Genomic DNA, 13,070 nt, shown 5'->3' on the forward strand with positions numbered 1-13,070 from the left:
ACCATGGAGAACAATCAGCCGATAATCATCAAGCGCGTCAAGCGCTACGCCGGCGGGCATCACGGGGGCTCCTGGAAAATCGCCTTCGCCGACTTTGCCACGGCGATGATGGCGTTCTTCCTGGTGTTGTGGCTGCTGTCCACCGCCACGCCGGAACAGAAGATTGCCATCGCCGGTTACTTCAAGGACCCGATCGGCTTCACCGAAAGCGGCACGCCGTACATCATTGATCTGGGCGGCACGCCGACCCTGGCGCCGGAAAACACCCTCAACCCCGAGGTGAAGTCCCAGCCGCAGCCGGACAAGGTCACCGTCGATACCGACCAGGTCGAAGGCATGGCCGAGCAGGTTGAAAAGGAACGTCTCGAACTGTTGCTGCAAGAACTGCAGAACAAGGTCGAGGAGAATCCGCAGCTGCAGAAATTCAAAGACCAGATCATGTTCGAGATCACCCCGGACGGCCTGCGTATCCAGATCGTGGATGCCGAGAACCGCCCGATGTTCGACTCAGGCTCGGCCCGTCTGAAACCGTACTTCGAAGATATCCTGCTGGCCATGGCCGACACCATCAAGGCGGTGCCGAACAAGATCAGCATCAGCGGTCACACCGATGCCAAACCATACACCGGGACCGGTGATTTCGGTAACTGGGAGCTCTCGGCCAACCGTGCCAACGCCGCGCGCCGCGCGCTGGTGGCGGGCAGTTATCCGGATACGCAGGTGGCACGCGTGGTCGGTTATGCCTCGTCGGCGCTGTTCGATCGCGAGCATCCGTTCAACCCGGTGAACCGTCGTATCGACATCGTGGTGCTGACCAAGAAGGCCCAGCGTGCGATCGAAGGTTCGCAAGGGGCGGAGGCTGCTCCTGATGCGCCGCAAGGTTCGGCAGCTCCGGGCGCCGCACCGGCCGCACCGGTCGACCCGAACGCGTTGCCGGCGGACAAGGAGCCGCTGCCGGCTCACGAACTGCGTGAGCGTCTGAATCTGTTTGATAACCCGGCACCGAAACCGGGTGAGCCAGCGAAGCAGTGACCGAAAAAGCCGACAATGATGTCGGCTTTTTTGTCGGTGTTTTCTGCATTATAAGCCGCGGGTGACTCGGGACTTGAGGTCGGCGTGAAAGCGATCCGCATTGGATTTGTTGACGCTGCGCACCGACTCGCTGCCGGTCACGGAATCCAGCGACATCGAACGCTTGAGTGTCGCTTCGTTTCGATAGGCATCAATGAAGAATTCGATGTCCCGGTCGCTGGTCAGCTTCGGCCATTTGTCCAGGTACAGCGGCAGCTCAGCCGGGCCGGTCTTGAACGAGCAGATACGCCGGTTGGTGATGGTCGCCTCGCCGATTTCGAACGGCACCCACCAGGACAGTGCGGTTTTCTCCGACACCACGGCCAGCAGGTGCGTGCATTCGCTGATGTTGCGGGTTATCACCCCGGTGATGTCGTCGGTGGTCTGGGATTCGGCATCGAGTACGTCGAGGTAGGTCTTGATGTTGGCCTGCATCAGGCGCGTGTTGATTTTGACCGCTAGGGCGCGATCCATGTGGCGGTAGCTGATAAACACTGGCATCAGAAGTGTCCCTTGATCGCGAGTTCGCGGTAATAGGCGCCGAGGGCGGTGAGGCGGCAGCCGGTGGAGTGGATGGCGGCGTAGTACATGTGCTCGGCGTCCACCGGTTCGATGAGGCTGTGGCGGTTGCACTTTTGCAGTTGGGCGAAGACCTCGCCCTGTTCCGGGTTGAACTCAGGCTCGGTGGGCTCAAAGCTGGGGGCGAGGGGGTACACCGACTCTGCTTCGGCAAACCATTCGGGGAGTTTGCGCAGGATGTCCTTGGGGATCAGCGGCGACACTTCGCGCAGGGAAATGAACTGCGATACGTTGGTCTTGAATACCGGGCGCTGTTCCCAGGCGTCGAGAGCGTTGTCGACAAACGAATAAAGGCTGCCGGGGGTGATCTTGCCCAGGATGTTCGCAGCTCCCCCGTGCAGAGCCTGGAGCAACAATCCGGTGAACACACCGTGCTGTGCGCCCTCCATTGCCGGCTCTTGCTTTTTGCAGGCGGTCAGAATGGTCATGCCTTCGCCGACGACGCTGCCCTCACTGCGCAAGGCGCGCAGCTCGCCGGCCGAGCCGCTCTGGCAACAATCGAGAATGATGACTTTGTTTTTGATCTTCGTGGCCTTGCTCGCCCAGTTGAGAATGTCGCTGAGGCGGATTCCGTCCTTGGCGCTCCTGTAATCCTGTGGGATCAACATGCCTTCGTCGGTGTCGAGGTCGAAGCTGCCGTGGCCGGCGAAATACAGCAGCGCAACATTGCAGTCCCCGGAAAACAGCTCGCGGATCTGGTCTTCGAGTTTTTCCCGGCTCAGGTAGTCCTCGGCGGAGGTCAGTACGATGTTCTTGAAGTTCGGATCGCCGTTGGCGTCGGTCTTCAGCACTGAAGCCATGGCCATGGCGTCATTGCTGCATCCGCTCAATCGTGAAACGTGGGTGTAGTCGTTGATGCCGATAAACAGTCCCTTGCGCATGGTTACACCGCCGTATGCTCGCGAATCGCATTGATGATGCTGTTGGTGTTCCACGCGCATTCGGCGTGTGCCGCATCACGTACTACCGTGGAAATGCGTTCGGCACCGAACGGTTTGATTGCAATGATCACCTTGCCCATGCGCTTGGCGATCTCGATTTCCTTGTTGATCCACTTGCTGTAGGTGGAATACATCCCGGCCATGATCAGCACTGCCGAACACGGACGGATCTTGTTTTCGATGGCTTCCTCAAGTTGCTTGTCGGTTTTCGCGCCGACAATCGGGTTGTCCGTTGGCACCGAAAAATTTTTGTACGTGAAATCGGGCTGCGCGTTGAGCAAACGCACGAGGTTGTCGTGGGCGTGGGGGTAGTTCCACGAGTGGCTGATGAACAAATGGTAGGTCTGCATGGGTATCCCTCGGTGTCGCTGGAGTGCGAAGAGGGTTTGAACTTAGGCGATTGCAGGGCGGCCACAAGGGGTGGGCGCGGAAAGAGAAATGTCCTACAGGCGTGCGTGCGGGCGCCTTACAGAAAGGTCTGATGTTTAAGTGTGGGGGAAGATCCGGCCACCGGCCGCCCCGCTGAAGGCAGGGCGGTCGGAGCGTCTGTTTAGTAGCCGTTTTCCGGCAGGCTGGCGATGATCGAGCGGTAGCTGTTCATCCGTTGCTGCTGCACGCGGCCGTCTTCAAGGGCCTTGAGCAGGGCGCAACCCGGTTCGCGGTCATGCTTGCAGTCACGGAAACGGCAGGTGCCGAGCAGGTCGTTGAATTCGATGAACCCGGCTTCGACGTCGGCGCGGCTGACGTGGCCCAGACCGAATTCGCGGATACCCGGGGAGTCGATCAACTCACCGCCGCCGGGGAAGTGGAACAACCGCGCGGTGGTGGTGGTGTGAGTGCCCTGGCCGGACAGCTCGGACAGCGGGCCGACGCGGGTTTCGACATCCGGCAGCAGGCTGTTGACCAACGACGACTTGCCGACACCGGACTGGCCGACGAACACGCTGATGCGCCCGTCCAGTTGCGCCTGCAATTGCTCCATGCCATTGCCGTGGTGCGCCGACACTTCCAGCACCGGATAGCCGAGGGTGCGGTACACCGCGAGCAAGGCGTTGAGTGCCGGGGCGTTGTTTTCGTCGATCAGGTCGAATTTGTTCAGCAGCAATAGCGGCTTGATGCCCGCATGCTCGGCCGCCACCAGATAGCGGTCGATCAGGTTGGCGTGGGGTTCGGGCAGCGGTGCAAACACGATGACGATCATGTCGACGTTGGCCGCCACCGGCTTGAGCTGACCGCGGCTGTCCGGGCGGCACAGCTCGGTGTTGCGCGGCAGTTGCGCCACGATCACGCCGATGCCCTGGTTGCCGGCGCGCCACACCACCTGGTCGCCGGTCACCAGCGCCGGCAGGTTGGCGCGCAGGTGGCAACGAAACACCTGGCCGGCCAGTTCGCCGTCGCGGGCTTCGACCTCGACCTGCACACCGAAGTGCGCGATCACCAGACCGTGCTGTTCCGGGCCCAGATCGCCGCCCTCAAGTGCCTCGACAGCCGAGGACTCGCGTTTGGCGGCGCGGGCAGCGCGTTCGCCCTGAATCTTTTCGATGCGCCAGTTTTGGCGGCGATTGAGTTGGCGTTTGGCCATGGGTGTTCCGTATAAAGAATGCAGCGATTAGGTAAAACGGCCGCGAGTTTAGCACGCCCGGCTACCGGCCTAGGCTAAACTGCGCAGCATTGCCTAGGAGCCGACACATGCAAAATCCGCAGAACCTGATCTGGATCGACCTGGAAATGACCGGTCTGAACCCTGATACCGACGTCATTATCGAAATGGCCACCATCGTCACCGACAGCGACCTGAACACCCTGGCCGAAGGCCCGGTGATCGCCATTCACCACAGCGACGAAATCCTCGCTGGCATGGATGAGTGGAACACCCGTCAGCACGGCGGTTCCGGCCTGACCCAGCGGGTTCGTGACAGCCGCATCAGCATGGCCGAAGCCGAGGCCGAAACCATCGCTTTCCTGGAAAAGTGGGTGCCGAAGGGCAAATCGCCGATCTGTGGCAACAGCATCTGCCAGGATCGTCGCTTCCTTTATACGCACATGAAATCCCTGGAAAGCTATTTCCACTACCGCAACCTCGACGTGTCCACGCTCAAAGAGCTGGCTGCGCGCTGGGCGCCGGACGTGCGTGACAGCTTCAAGAAGGGCAGCACCCATCTGGCGCTGGACGACATCCGCGAATCCATCGCCGAGTTGCAGCACTACCGCAAGCATTTCATCAAAGCCTGATCGAGCGGCAGTGCGGGCTTCTGTGGTGATCCGACAAGCCCTCTCGCCACAGGTTATGTCTGCCCTCTTTTGGTGCTCTAGCGAAGTCAGTAGACTGCGCGCCTTTCTGCAAGGACCGCCGCTATGCTGCTGATGCTCTACCTGATCGCCATCACCGCCGAAGCCATGACCGGCGCCCTGTCTGCCGGGCGTCGTGGCATGGACTGGTTCGGTGTGGTGCTGATCGCTTGCGTCACAGCGCTGGGTGGCGGGTCGGTGCGCGATGTGCTGCTTGGGCATTACCCGTTGACGTGGGTCAAACACCCGGAATATCTGGTACTGACCACGGCTGCCGCGATGATCACCGTGTTCACGGCGCGCTGGATGCGCCACCTGCGTTCGCTGTTTCTGGTGCTCGACGCCGTGGGTCTGGTGGCGTTCACCCTGATCGGCTGCATGACCGCGCTGGAAATGGGCCACGGCATGCTGGTGGCTTCGGTCAGCGGCGTGATCACCGGCGTCTTCGGCGGCATCCTGCGGGACATCTTCTGCAACGATATTCCGCTGATCTTCCGACGTGAGCTCTATGCCAGCGTCTCGTTCGCGGCGGCGTGGTGCTACATGCTCTGCATCTATCTGCAATTACCCAATGAGCAGTCGATACTGATTACCCTGTTCGGCGGGTTTCTGCTGCGCCTGCTGGCGATCCGTTTTCACTGGGAAATGCCCAAGTTCGTCTATAACGACGAAGCCTGACGCGGTCCCCTGTAGGAGCGAGCTCGCTCGCGATGGACGTCAACGATAACGCGGCAAGCCTGGTGGCCCGCGGGTTCTCCGGTTCATCGCGAGCAGGCTCGCTCCTACAAAACGCCGTGTCGTTTCAGAGCCCACTCGACATGTTCGCGCACTATCTCGGATGGATGTTCCCGTCGCGCCTTCAGCGCTTCCAGTACCGGAATCGTTGACGGCGCGTTGCCCAGGCCTACCGCCAGGTTGCGCAACCAGTTTTCGTAACCGGTCCGGCGCAGCGGCGAGCCTTCGGTGCTGCTCAGGAATTTTTCCTCATCCCACATGAACAGGTCGGCCAGCTGTGCGTTGTCCAGGTTGTGCCGCGGTTTGAAGTCGCTTTCACCGGACGGGCGGGCGAAGCGGTTCCACGGGCAGACGATCTGGCAATCGTCGCAACCGAACACCCGATTGCCGATCAGCGGTCGCAGGTCTTCAGGGATCGCGCCTTTGAGTTCGATCGTCAGGTAGGAAATGCAACGCCGGGCATCCAGCACATAGGGGCCGACGAAGGCATTGGTGGGGCAGATGTCGAGGCAGGCGCTGCACCGCCCGCAGTGTTCGGTGGCGTGGGGTGGGTCTACCGGCAGCGGCAAGTCAACGAACAGTTCGGCGAGGAAGAAATAACTGCCTGCCTTGCGATTCAAGACCAGCGTGTTTTTGCCGATCCAGCCCAGCCCGGCCTGTTCGGCGATGGCCTTTTCCAGTACCGGGGCACTGTCGACGAAGGCGCGATAGCCGAAAGGCCCGATGACCGCCTGAATTTTTTCCGCCAGTTGTTGCACGCGTTTACGGATCAGCTTGTGGTAATCGCGACCCAGGGCATAACGCGAGACGTAGGCTTTTTCCGGCTGGGCGAGCATTTTCGCCATGTGGGTGTCGCCCGCCAGGTAGTCCATGCGCAGCGAAACCACGCGCAAAGTGCCTGGCACCAGTTCTTCCGGGTGCGAGCGTTTGCTGCCATGGGCGCCCATGTAGTCCATTTCGCCGTGGTAGCCGGCGGCGAGCCAGCGCTCCAGATGCTGCTCATGCTCGCCCAGGTCGAGGCCGCTGATGCCGACTTGCTGAAAGCCCAGCTCGCGACCCCAGTCCTTGATGGATTGGGCGAGGGCAGGCAGGTCTGTGGTAATTGCAGGCATGAGGCGAGAGAAACCGGAGCTGAGGTGCGTATAATTCTGCCAGACATCGGAGCCCGAAGACGCATGCCGCACACTAAAGATGAATTACCCGACGCGCTGTATGGTGCCGCACAGGTGCGTGCGCTCGACGCACGGCTGATTGCTGCGGGCACGCCGGGCTTCGAATTGATGCAACGCGCAGCCCGCGCAACGTGGCGGGCGCTGGTACGGCAATGGCCGTCGGCGAATGAACTGACGGTGCTCACCGGGCATGGCAACAACGCTGGCGACGGTTATCTGGTGGCCGTGCTGGCACGGCGTGCCGGGTGGCAGGTGCGCGTGTTGGCGGTCGGAGATCCGCAGCGCTTGCAGGGCGATGCCGCACTGGCCCATGCCGAGGCGCTGGCTGAAGGCGTCGCGATGCAGGGCTGGAGCGGCCAGAGCGAGTTGTGTGGTGTTGTCCTCGATGCCTTGCTCGGCACCGGCCTGAGCGGCGAAGTGCGCGAGCCTTACTCTGCCGCCATCAAAGCGATCAATGCCAGCGGCCTGTCGGTGACGGCGGTCGATGTTCCTTCCGGGCTGTGCGCCGATACCGGGCGAGAGTTGGGTGTCGCGGTGCGCGCCGATCTCACGGTGACTTTCATCGGGCTGAAAGCGGGTCTGTTCACGGGCGATGCAGCAGATCACGTCGGCGAGTTGGTGTTCAACGATCTGCAAGCCACGGTCGAAATCTACAGTGATATTCCCGTTCTCGCCCGGCGCCTCAATGCGCATAATCTTCCTCGACCGGCGGCTCGCCCACGGACGTCTCACAAGGGGCGTTTCGGGCATGTGCTGTTGATCGGTGGCGATCATGGCCTTGGCGGAGCGATCCTGCTCAGCACCGAAAGCGCATTGCGCAGCGGCGCTGGAATGGTTTCGCTGGCAACCCGCCCCGAGCATGTGCCAGCGGCGTTGAGCCGGGTGCCGGAAGCCATGGCGCTGGGCACTTCGTCGGCCAATCAGTTGATGGGGCTGCTGGAGAAAGTCTCGGTGCTGGTGGTCGGCCCGGGCCTCGGACAGGCCGGTTGGGGGCGTTCATTGTTGTCGGCCGCCGCCAATGCACCATTGCCGCAAGTGTGGGATGCCGACGCGTTGAACCTGCTGGCAGGCGGTTTCGTCCGTTTGCCCAAGGATTGCGTGATCACTCCGCATCCGGGCGAAGCGGCGCGCTTGCTGGGTGTCAGCACTGCCCAAGTGCAGGCTGATCGCCTGGCCGCAGCGCTGGCGTTGAGCAAGAAATACTCGGCAGTGGTGGTTCTGAAAGGTGCCGGCACCCTGATCGCCCATCCCGACGGACGTCTGGCGCTGTGTCATCAGGGGCATCCGGCGATGGCCACTGCCGGTTTGGGCGATGTACTGGCCGGATTGCTCGGCGCGTTGCTGGCCCAAGGCACGGCGCCATTCGACGCGGCCTGCCTGGCGGTCTGGCTGCACGCCAATGCCGGTGAGCAACAAGGAAAATCGGGCCGTGGGCTGGCGGCCAGTGATCTTATTCCAGCCATTCGTCAGTTGTTGGAGGAGCAAGCCCCGTGTCTGAAGTAACCCTGTACCTGGCCGATGAGCAGGCCATGAGCGACTTTGGCGCACGCATTGCCCGAATCACCCAAGGCCATGGCCTGATTTTCCTCGAGGGCAACCTGGGGATGGGTAAAACCACGTTGTCCCGAGGCATCATCCGCGGCCTGGGGCATGTCGGGGCTGTGAAAAGCCCGACCTTCACCCTGGTCGAACCCTACGAAATCGGCGACATTCGTGCCTTCCATTTCGATTTGTACCGTCTGGTCGACCCGGAAGAGCTGGAGTTCCTCGGTATTCGCGACTATTTCGAAGATGATGCCCTGTGTCTGATCGAGTGGCCCGACAAAGGTGCAGGCTTTTTGCCAAAGGCCGACCTGACCATTACCATTAGCCCGCAAGACAGCGGGCGTTCGCTGAAAATTTTATCCCAGGGCTCGCGTGGCGAGGCCTGGTGTGCCGCTTTGGCATTGGAATCCAAATAGATGATGGGGTTAGGTATGCGCTTTCGCGCGTTGGTGGCTGCCGTAGGGGTGTTGTTTTTGGCGGTAACCGTCGACGCTGTGGCCGATACGAAGGTCAACAGTGTTCGTCTGTGGCGGGCACCGGACAACACACGACTGGTGTTTGACCTGACCGGCCCGGTGCAACACAGCGTCTTCACCCTGACGGCTCCGGATCGCCTGGTCATCGACATCAATGGCGCGACCCTCGGTGCGCCACTCAATGTCAACACCTCGAACACCCCGATTACCGCCATGCGCTCGGCTCAGCGCACGCCGACCGACCTGCGGGTGGTCATCGATCTGAAAAAGGCCGTGACACCGAAAAGCTTCTCCCTGGCGCCGAACGCCCAGTACGGCAACCGGTTGGTGGTCGATCTGTTCGATAACGCCGCAGATGCCGCGCCTCCTCCAGTACCAACGCCTTCGGTCGCCACGGTGCCCGCCGTGCCGGTAACGCCTGACGAGCCGGCAATCAAGCTACCGCCGGCCCCGGCCGGCAAGCGCGACATCATTGTGGTGATCGACGCCGGGCACGGTGGTGAAGACCCGGGTGCATCGGGTTCTCGCGGTCAACGCGAAAAAGATGTGGTGCTGCAGATCGCCCGCGAATTGCAGCGCCAGATCAACGGCATGAAAGGTTTCCGCGCCGAACTGACCCGTACCGGCGACTACTTCATTCCGTTGCGCGGCCGTACCGAAATTGCCCGCAAGAAAGGCGCGGACCTGTTCGTCTCGATCCACGCCGACGCCGCACCTTCTGCCGCCGCTTTCGGTGCCTCGGTATTTGCCCTGTCTGACCGCGGTGCCACTTCGGAAACTGCGCGCTGGCTGGCCGACAGCGAAAACCGTTCCGACCTGATCGGTGGTGCCGGCAACGTCAGCCTCGATGACAAGGACCGCATGCTCGCCGGCGTGCTGCTTGACCTGTCGATGACGGCATCCCTGACGTCCAGCCTGAACGTGGGCCAGAAGGTCCTGAGCAACATTGGCCGGGTGACGCCTTTGCACAAGCAGCGGGTCGAACAGGCCGGGTTCATGGTGCTGAAGTCGCCGGATATTCCGTCGATCCTGGTGGAAACCGGGTTTATCTCCAACGCCAACGAAGCCTCGAAGCTTGCCGCATCGAACCACCAGCAGGCGCTGGCGCGTTCGATCAGCAGTGGCGTGCGCCAGTTCTTCCAGCAGAACCCTCCACCGGGCACCTACATTGCCTGGCTGCGCGACTCCGGCAAGATTGCGCAAGGTCCACGTGACCACCGCGTCAACCCGGGCGAGACCCTGGCGATGATCGCCGTGCGCTATCAGGTGTCGCCCGCGACCCTGCGCAGCGCCAACAACCTGTCGAGCGATGAGCTCAAGATCGGTCAGCACCTGACTATTCCGGGCACTGAACTGGCGGCCAAAGAATGAATCAGGTCGTGAACGGTGGCGCTCGAATCGAGCTGCTCAGCCCGCGACTGGCGAACCAGATTGCGGCGGGTGAGGTGGTTGAACGCCCGGCCTCGGTGATCAAGGAGTTGTTGGAAAACAGCCTCGACTCCGGCGCCCGGCGTATCGATGTCGATGTGGAGCAGGGCGGCGTCAAATTGCTGCGGGTGCGCGACGATGGCAGCGGCATTTCCGCCGATGACCTGCCGCTGGCGCTGGCTCGACATGCCACCAGCAAGATCCGCAACCTGGAAGACCTCGAGCAGGTCATGAGCCTGGGGTTCCGTGGCGAGGCCCTGGCATCGATCAGCTCCGTGGCGCGCCTGACCCTGACTTCCCGCACCCGCGACGCCGACCAGGCGTGGCAGGTCGAGACCGAGGGGCGTGACATGGCGCCCCGCGTGCAGCCAGCGGCCCACCCGGTGGGCACGTCGGTGGAAGTGCGTGACCTGTTCTTCAACACGCCGGCGCGGCGCAAGTTTCTCAAGACCGAAAAAACCGAATTCGACCATTTGCAGGAAGTGATCAGGCGTCTGGCCCTGGCGCGCTTCGATGTGGCGTTCCATCTGCGCCATAACGGCAAGACCATCCTCAGCCTGCACGAGGCCTATGATGATGCGGCCCGTGCCCGGCGTGTGGCGGCGATCTGCGGGCCGGGCTTCCTGGAACAGGCATTGCCGATCGAAATCGAGCGCAACGGCCTGCACCTATGGGGCTGGGTCGGCTTGCCGACCTTCAACCGCAGCCAGGCCGATTTGCAGTATTTCTTCGTCAATGGCCGTGCCGTACGCGACAAACTGGTGGCTCATGCCGTACGCCAGGCCTATCGCGACGTGCTGTTCAACGGTCGGCACCCGACCTTTGTACTGTTTTTTGAAGTCGATCCGACGGGAGTCGACGTCAACGTGCACCCGACCAAGCACGAAGTGCGCTTCCGTGAAGGGCGCATGGTCCACGATTTCCTCTATGGCACCTTGCACCGCGCCTTGGGCGATGTGCGGCCCGACGATCATCTGGCGGCGCCGGTTGCCACGGCCGTCGTCCGGCCTACCGGCCTTGAAGCCGGTGAATTCGGACCCCAGGGCGAAATGCGCCTGGCCGCCAATGCGCTGCTGGAACAACCTCAGGCTCAGCCGTCGTTCAATACGCCGGCGGGTTCGGGGGCTGGCGCGGGTTATCAGTACCAATACACGCCGCGTCCGCAGTCCGCTGTGCCTGTCGCCGAAACGCAGGCCGCCTATCGCGAGTTTTTTGCGCCGCTGCCCGAGGCCAATGCCGTCGCGCTGCCGGCCGGGCAAGACGACATCCCGCCGCTGGGTTATGCGCTGGCACAACTCAAGGGCATCTACATTCTTGCGGAAAACGCTCAAGGCCTGGTGCTGGTGGACATGCACGCCGCCCACGAGCGAATCATGTATGAGCGTCTGAAGGTGGCGATGGCCAGCGAGGGCCTGAGCGGCCAGCCATTGCTGGTGCCGGAGTCCCTGGCCGTCAGCCAGCGTGAAGCCGATTGCGCCGAAGAACACGTCGCCTGGTTCCAGCGCCTGGGCTTTGAATTGCAGCGCCTGGGCCCGGAAACCCTGGCGATCCGGCAGATTCCGGCACTGCTCAAGCAGGCCGAAGCCAACCGGCTGGTCGCCGATGTCCTGGCTGACCTGATGGAGTTTGGCACCAGCGATCGCATTCAGGCGCACCTGAACGAATTGCTCGGAACCATGGCCTGCCATGGCGCGGTCCGGGCGAATCGGCGTTTGGCCCTGCCGGAAATGAACGGTCTGCTGCGCGACATGGAAAACACCGAGCGCAGCGGTCAATGCAACCATGGCCGACCGACCTGGACCCAACTGGGCCTGGACGATCTGGACAAACTGTTCTTGCGCGGTCGTTGATGAACCAGTTCCCGCCTGCGATTTTCCTGATGGGGCCGACCGCCGCCGGCAAGACCGACCTGGCCATCGAACTCACCAAGGTCCTGCCTTGCGAGTTGATCAGCGTCGATTCGGCACTGGTCTACCGTGGCATGGACATCGGCACTGCCAAGCCTTCAAAAGAGTTGTTGGCGCAATATCCGCATCGTCTGATCGATATTCTCGATCCGGCCGAGAGCTATTCGGCTGCGGATTTCCGCCGTGATGCCCTCCAAGCCATGGCCGATATCACCTCGCGTGGAAAAATTCCGTTGCTGGTGGGCGGCACCATGCTCTATTACAAGGCTCTGGTTGAGGGTCTGGCGGATATGCCGGCCGCCGACCCCGAGGTCCGTGCGCAAATCGAAGAAGAGGCTGCACGCCTTGGCTGGCAAGCCTTGCACGAACAATTGGCGGTGATTGACCCGGAGTCTGCGGCGCGCATACATCCGAACGATCCCCAGCGGTTGAGTCGAGCACTGGAAGTTTATCGTGTCAGCGGTCAAAGCATGACTGCCCTGCGTTTGCGACAATCTGTGCAAAGTACCGAAGCAGCCGCTTCGGGACAGCAACAATTGCCCTATACTGTTGCGAACTTGGCCATTGCTCCGGCAAATCGCCAGGTACTGCATGAGCGAATTAAACAAAGATTCACTTTAATGTTGGAACAGGGATTCATTGACGAGGTCGTAGCCCTGCGTAAGAGAAGTGACCTGCATGCCGGGTTGCCGTCTATACGTGCAGTAGGCTACCGCCAAGTCTGGGACTACCTGGATGGCAAGCTGACGTCAGCCGAGATGCAGGAGCGTGGAATCATTGCCACGCGCCAATTGGCGAAACGCCAGTTCACCTGGCTGCGCAGCTGGACTGATCTGCATTGGCTGGACAGTCTGGATTGCGACAATCTGCCGCGCGCCTTGAAATACCTTGGGGCCATCTCCATATTGAGCTGAGTCCTTGCAATTG

General features: G+C 61.6%; 13 protein-coding genes. 8 read left to right on the forward strand and 5 right to left on the reverse strand.

The genetic code is table 11. From position 1 onward, the window contains the following. Window positions 1-3: 3 nt before the first annotated feature. Complete coding sequence (gene motB / locus ACEN8E_RS02000) at window positions 4-1,032, forward strand: flagellar motor protein MotB (RefSeq protein ID WP_495591231.1); 1,029 nt, start codon at window positions 4-6, stop codon at window positions 1,030-1,032. A gap of 48 nt (window positions 1,033-1,080) precedes the next feature. Here the strand turns inward: motB and ACEN8E_RS02005 are convergent, their stop codons facing one another. The 4 genes from ACEN8E_RS02005 to rsgA all read right to left on the reverse strand — a co-directional run bounded on the left by ACEN8E_RS02005 (window position 1,081) and on the right by rsgA (window position 4,173). Continuing rightward, window positions 1,081-1,572, reverse strand: coding sequence for a toll/interleukin-1 receptor domain-containing protein (locus ACEN8E_RS02005; RefSeq protein ID WP_495591232.1), 492 nt, complete (start codon window positions 1,570-1,572; stop codon window positions 1,081-1,083). Beyond that, window positions 1,572-2,531 carry a caspase family protein gene (locus tag ACEN8E_RS02010; RefSeq protein ID WP_495591233.1) on the reverse strand — a complete coding sequence of 320 codons (960 nt, stop codon included), beginning with the start codon at window positions 2,529-2,531 and terminating at the stop codon, window positions 1,572-1,574. The genes ACEN8E_RS02005 and ACEN8E_RS02010 overlap by 1 nt, the downstream gene beginning before the upstream one ends. A 2-nt stretch (window positions 2,532-2,533) precedes the next feature. Continuing rightward, window positions 2,534-2,941: a TIR domain-containing protein gene (locus ACEN8E_RS02015; RefSeq protein WP_495591234.1), complete on the reverse strand. Its 408-nt coding sequence runs from the start codon at window positions 2,939-2,941 to the stop codon at window positions 2,534-2,536. Between the two features lie 200 nt (window positions 2,942-3,141). Next, on the reverse strand, window positions 3,142-4,173 hold the full coding sequence (rsgA, locus tag ACEN8E_RS02020) for a small ribosomal subunit biogenesis GTPase RsgA (protein ID WP_015093224.1): 1,032 nt from the start codon (window positions 4,171-4,173) through the stop codon (window positions 3,142-3,144). Between the two features lie 107 nt (window positions 4,174-4,280). Here rsgA and orn point away from each other — a divergent pair, with 107 nt between their 5' ends. Both orn and ACEN8E_RS02030 read left to right on the forward strand, forming a co-directional pair. Continuing rightward, window positions 4,281-4,823, forward strand: coding sequence for an oligoribonuclease (orn, locus tag ACEN8E_RS02025; RefSeq protein WP_007983969.1), 543 nt, complete (start codon window positions 4,281-4,283; stop codon window positions 4,821-4,823). 123 nt (window positions 4,824-4,946) lie between these two features. Then, window positions 4,947-5,558: a trimeric intracellular cation channel family protein gene (locus ACEN8E_RS02030; protein WP_413425430.1), complete on the forward strand. Its 612-nt coding sequence runs from the start codon at window positions 4,947-4,949 to the stop codon at window positions 5,556-5,558. Between the two features lie 104 nt (window positions 5,559-5,662). On the opposite strand, the gene queG is transcribed toward ACEN8E_RS02030, so the two are convergent. Further along, on the reverse strand, window positions 5,663-6,727 hold the full coding sequence (gene queG / locus ACEN8E_RS02035; RefSeq protein ID WP_495591235.1) for a tRNA epoxyqueuosine(34) reductase QueG: 1,065 nt from the start codon (window positions 6,725-6,727) through the stop codon (window positions 5,663-5,665). 63 nt (window positions 6,728-6,790) lie between these two features. On the opposite strand from queG, the gene ACEN8E_RS02040 reads away from it, so the two are divergent. From ACEN8E_RS02040 to miaA, 5 genes are read left to right on the forward strand one after another with little or no spacing between them, the layout of a single operon-like run. Next, window positions 6,791-8,290 carry an NAD(P)H-hydrate dehydratase gene (locus ACEN8E_RS02040; RefSeq protein WP_495591236.1) on the forward strand — a complete coding sequence of 500 codons (1,500 nt, stop codon included), beginning with the start codon at window positions 6,791-6,793 and terminating at the stop codon, window positions 8,288-8,290. Then, entirely contained in the window at window positions 8,278-8,748 is a 471-nt protein-coding gene (gene tsaE, locus ACEN8E_RS02045) for a tRNA (adenosine(37)-N6)-threonylcarbamoyltransferase complex ATPase subunit type 1 TsaE (RefSeq protein WP_495591237.1), read from the forward strand. Before ACEN8E_RS02040 ends, tsaE begins: the two co-directional genes overlap by 13 nt. Then, window positions 8,749-10,179: an N-acetylmuramoyl-L-alanine amidase gene (locus ACEN8E_RS02050; protein WP_495591238.1), complete on the forward strand. Its 1,431-nt coding sequence runs from the start codon at window positions 8,749-8,751 to the stop codon at window positions 10,177-10,179. After that, window positions 10,176-12,086, forward strand: coding sequence for a DNA mismatch repair endonuclease MutL (mutL, locus tag ACEN8E_RS02055; RefSeq protein WP_495591239.1), 1,911 nt, complete (start codon window positions 10,176-10,178; stop codon window positions 12,084-12,086). Before ACEN8E_RS02050 ends, mutL begins: the two co-directional genes overlap by 4 nt. Then, window positions 12,086-13,057 carry a tRNA (adenosine(37)-N6)-dimethylallyltransferase MiaA gene (miaA, locus tag ACEN8E_RS02060; RefSeq protein ID WP_495593263.1) on the forward strand — a complete coding sequence of 324 codons (972 nt, stop codon included), beginning with the start codon at window positions 12,086-12,088 and terminating at the stop codon, window positions 13,055-13,057. Before mutL ends, miaA begins: the two co-directional genes overlap by 1 nt. Window positions 13,058-13,070: the final 13 nt, after the last annotated feature.

It is taken from the genome of Pseudomonas sp. Pseusp9, assembly GCF_059491265.1.

Excerpts from the sequence above, each read along its gene's own strand:
- queG (WP_495591235.1), bottom strand. The coding sequence starts at position 6,727 with ATGCCTGCAATTACCACAGACCTGCCTGCCCTCGCCCAATCCATCAAG.
- ACEN8E_RS02040 (WP_495591236.1), top strand. The coding sequence starts at position 6,791 with ATGCCGCACACTAAAGATGAATTACCCGACGCGCTGTATGGTGCCGCA.
- mutL (WP_495591239.1), top strand. The coding sequence starts at position 10,176 with ATGAATCAGGTCGTGAACGGTGGCGCTCGAATCGAGCTGCTCAGCCCG.
- ACEN8E_RS02015 (WP_495591234.1), bottom strand. The coding sequence starts at position 2,941 with ATGCAGACCTACCATTTGTTCATCAGCCACTCGTGGAACTACCCCCAC.
- ACEN8E_RS02030 (WP_413425430.1), top strand. The coding sequence starts at position 4,947 with ATGCTGCTGATGCTCTACCTGATCGCCATCACCGCCGAAGCCATGACC.
- ACEN8E_RS02005 (WP_495591232.1), bottom strand. The coding sequence starts at position 1,572 with ATGCCAGTGTTTATCAGCTACCGCCACATGGATCGCGCCCTAGCGGTC.
- ACEN8E_RS02050 (WP_495591238.1), top strand. The coding sequence starts at position 8,749 with ATGATGGGGTTAGGTATGCGCTTTCGCGCGTTGGTGGCTGCCGTAGGG.
- motB (WP_495591231.1), top strand. The coding sequence starts at position 4 with ATGGAGAACAATCAGCCGATAATCATCAAGCGCGTCAAGCGCTACGCC.
- rsgA (WP_015093224.1), bottom strand. The coding sequence starts at position 4,173 with ATGGCCAAACGCCAACTCAATCGCCGCCAAAACTGGCGCATCGAAAAG.
- miaA (WP_495593263.1), top strand. The coding sequence starts at position 12,086 with ATGAACCAGTTCCCGCCTGCGATTTTCCTGATGGGGCCGACCGCCGCC.
- ACEN8E_RS02010 (WP_495591233.1), bottom strand. The coding sequence starts at position 2,531 with ATGCGCAAGGGACTGTTTATCGGCATCAACGACTACACCCACGTTTCA.
- orn (WP_007983969.1), top strand. The coding sequence starts at position 4,281 with ATGCAAAATCCGCAGAACCTGATCTGGATCGACCTGGAAATGACCGGT.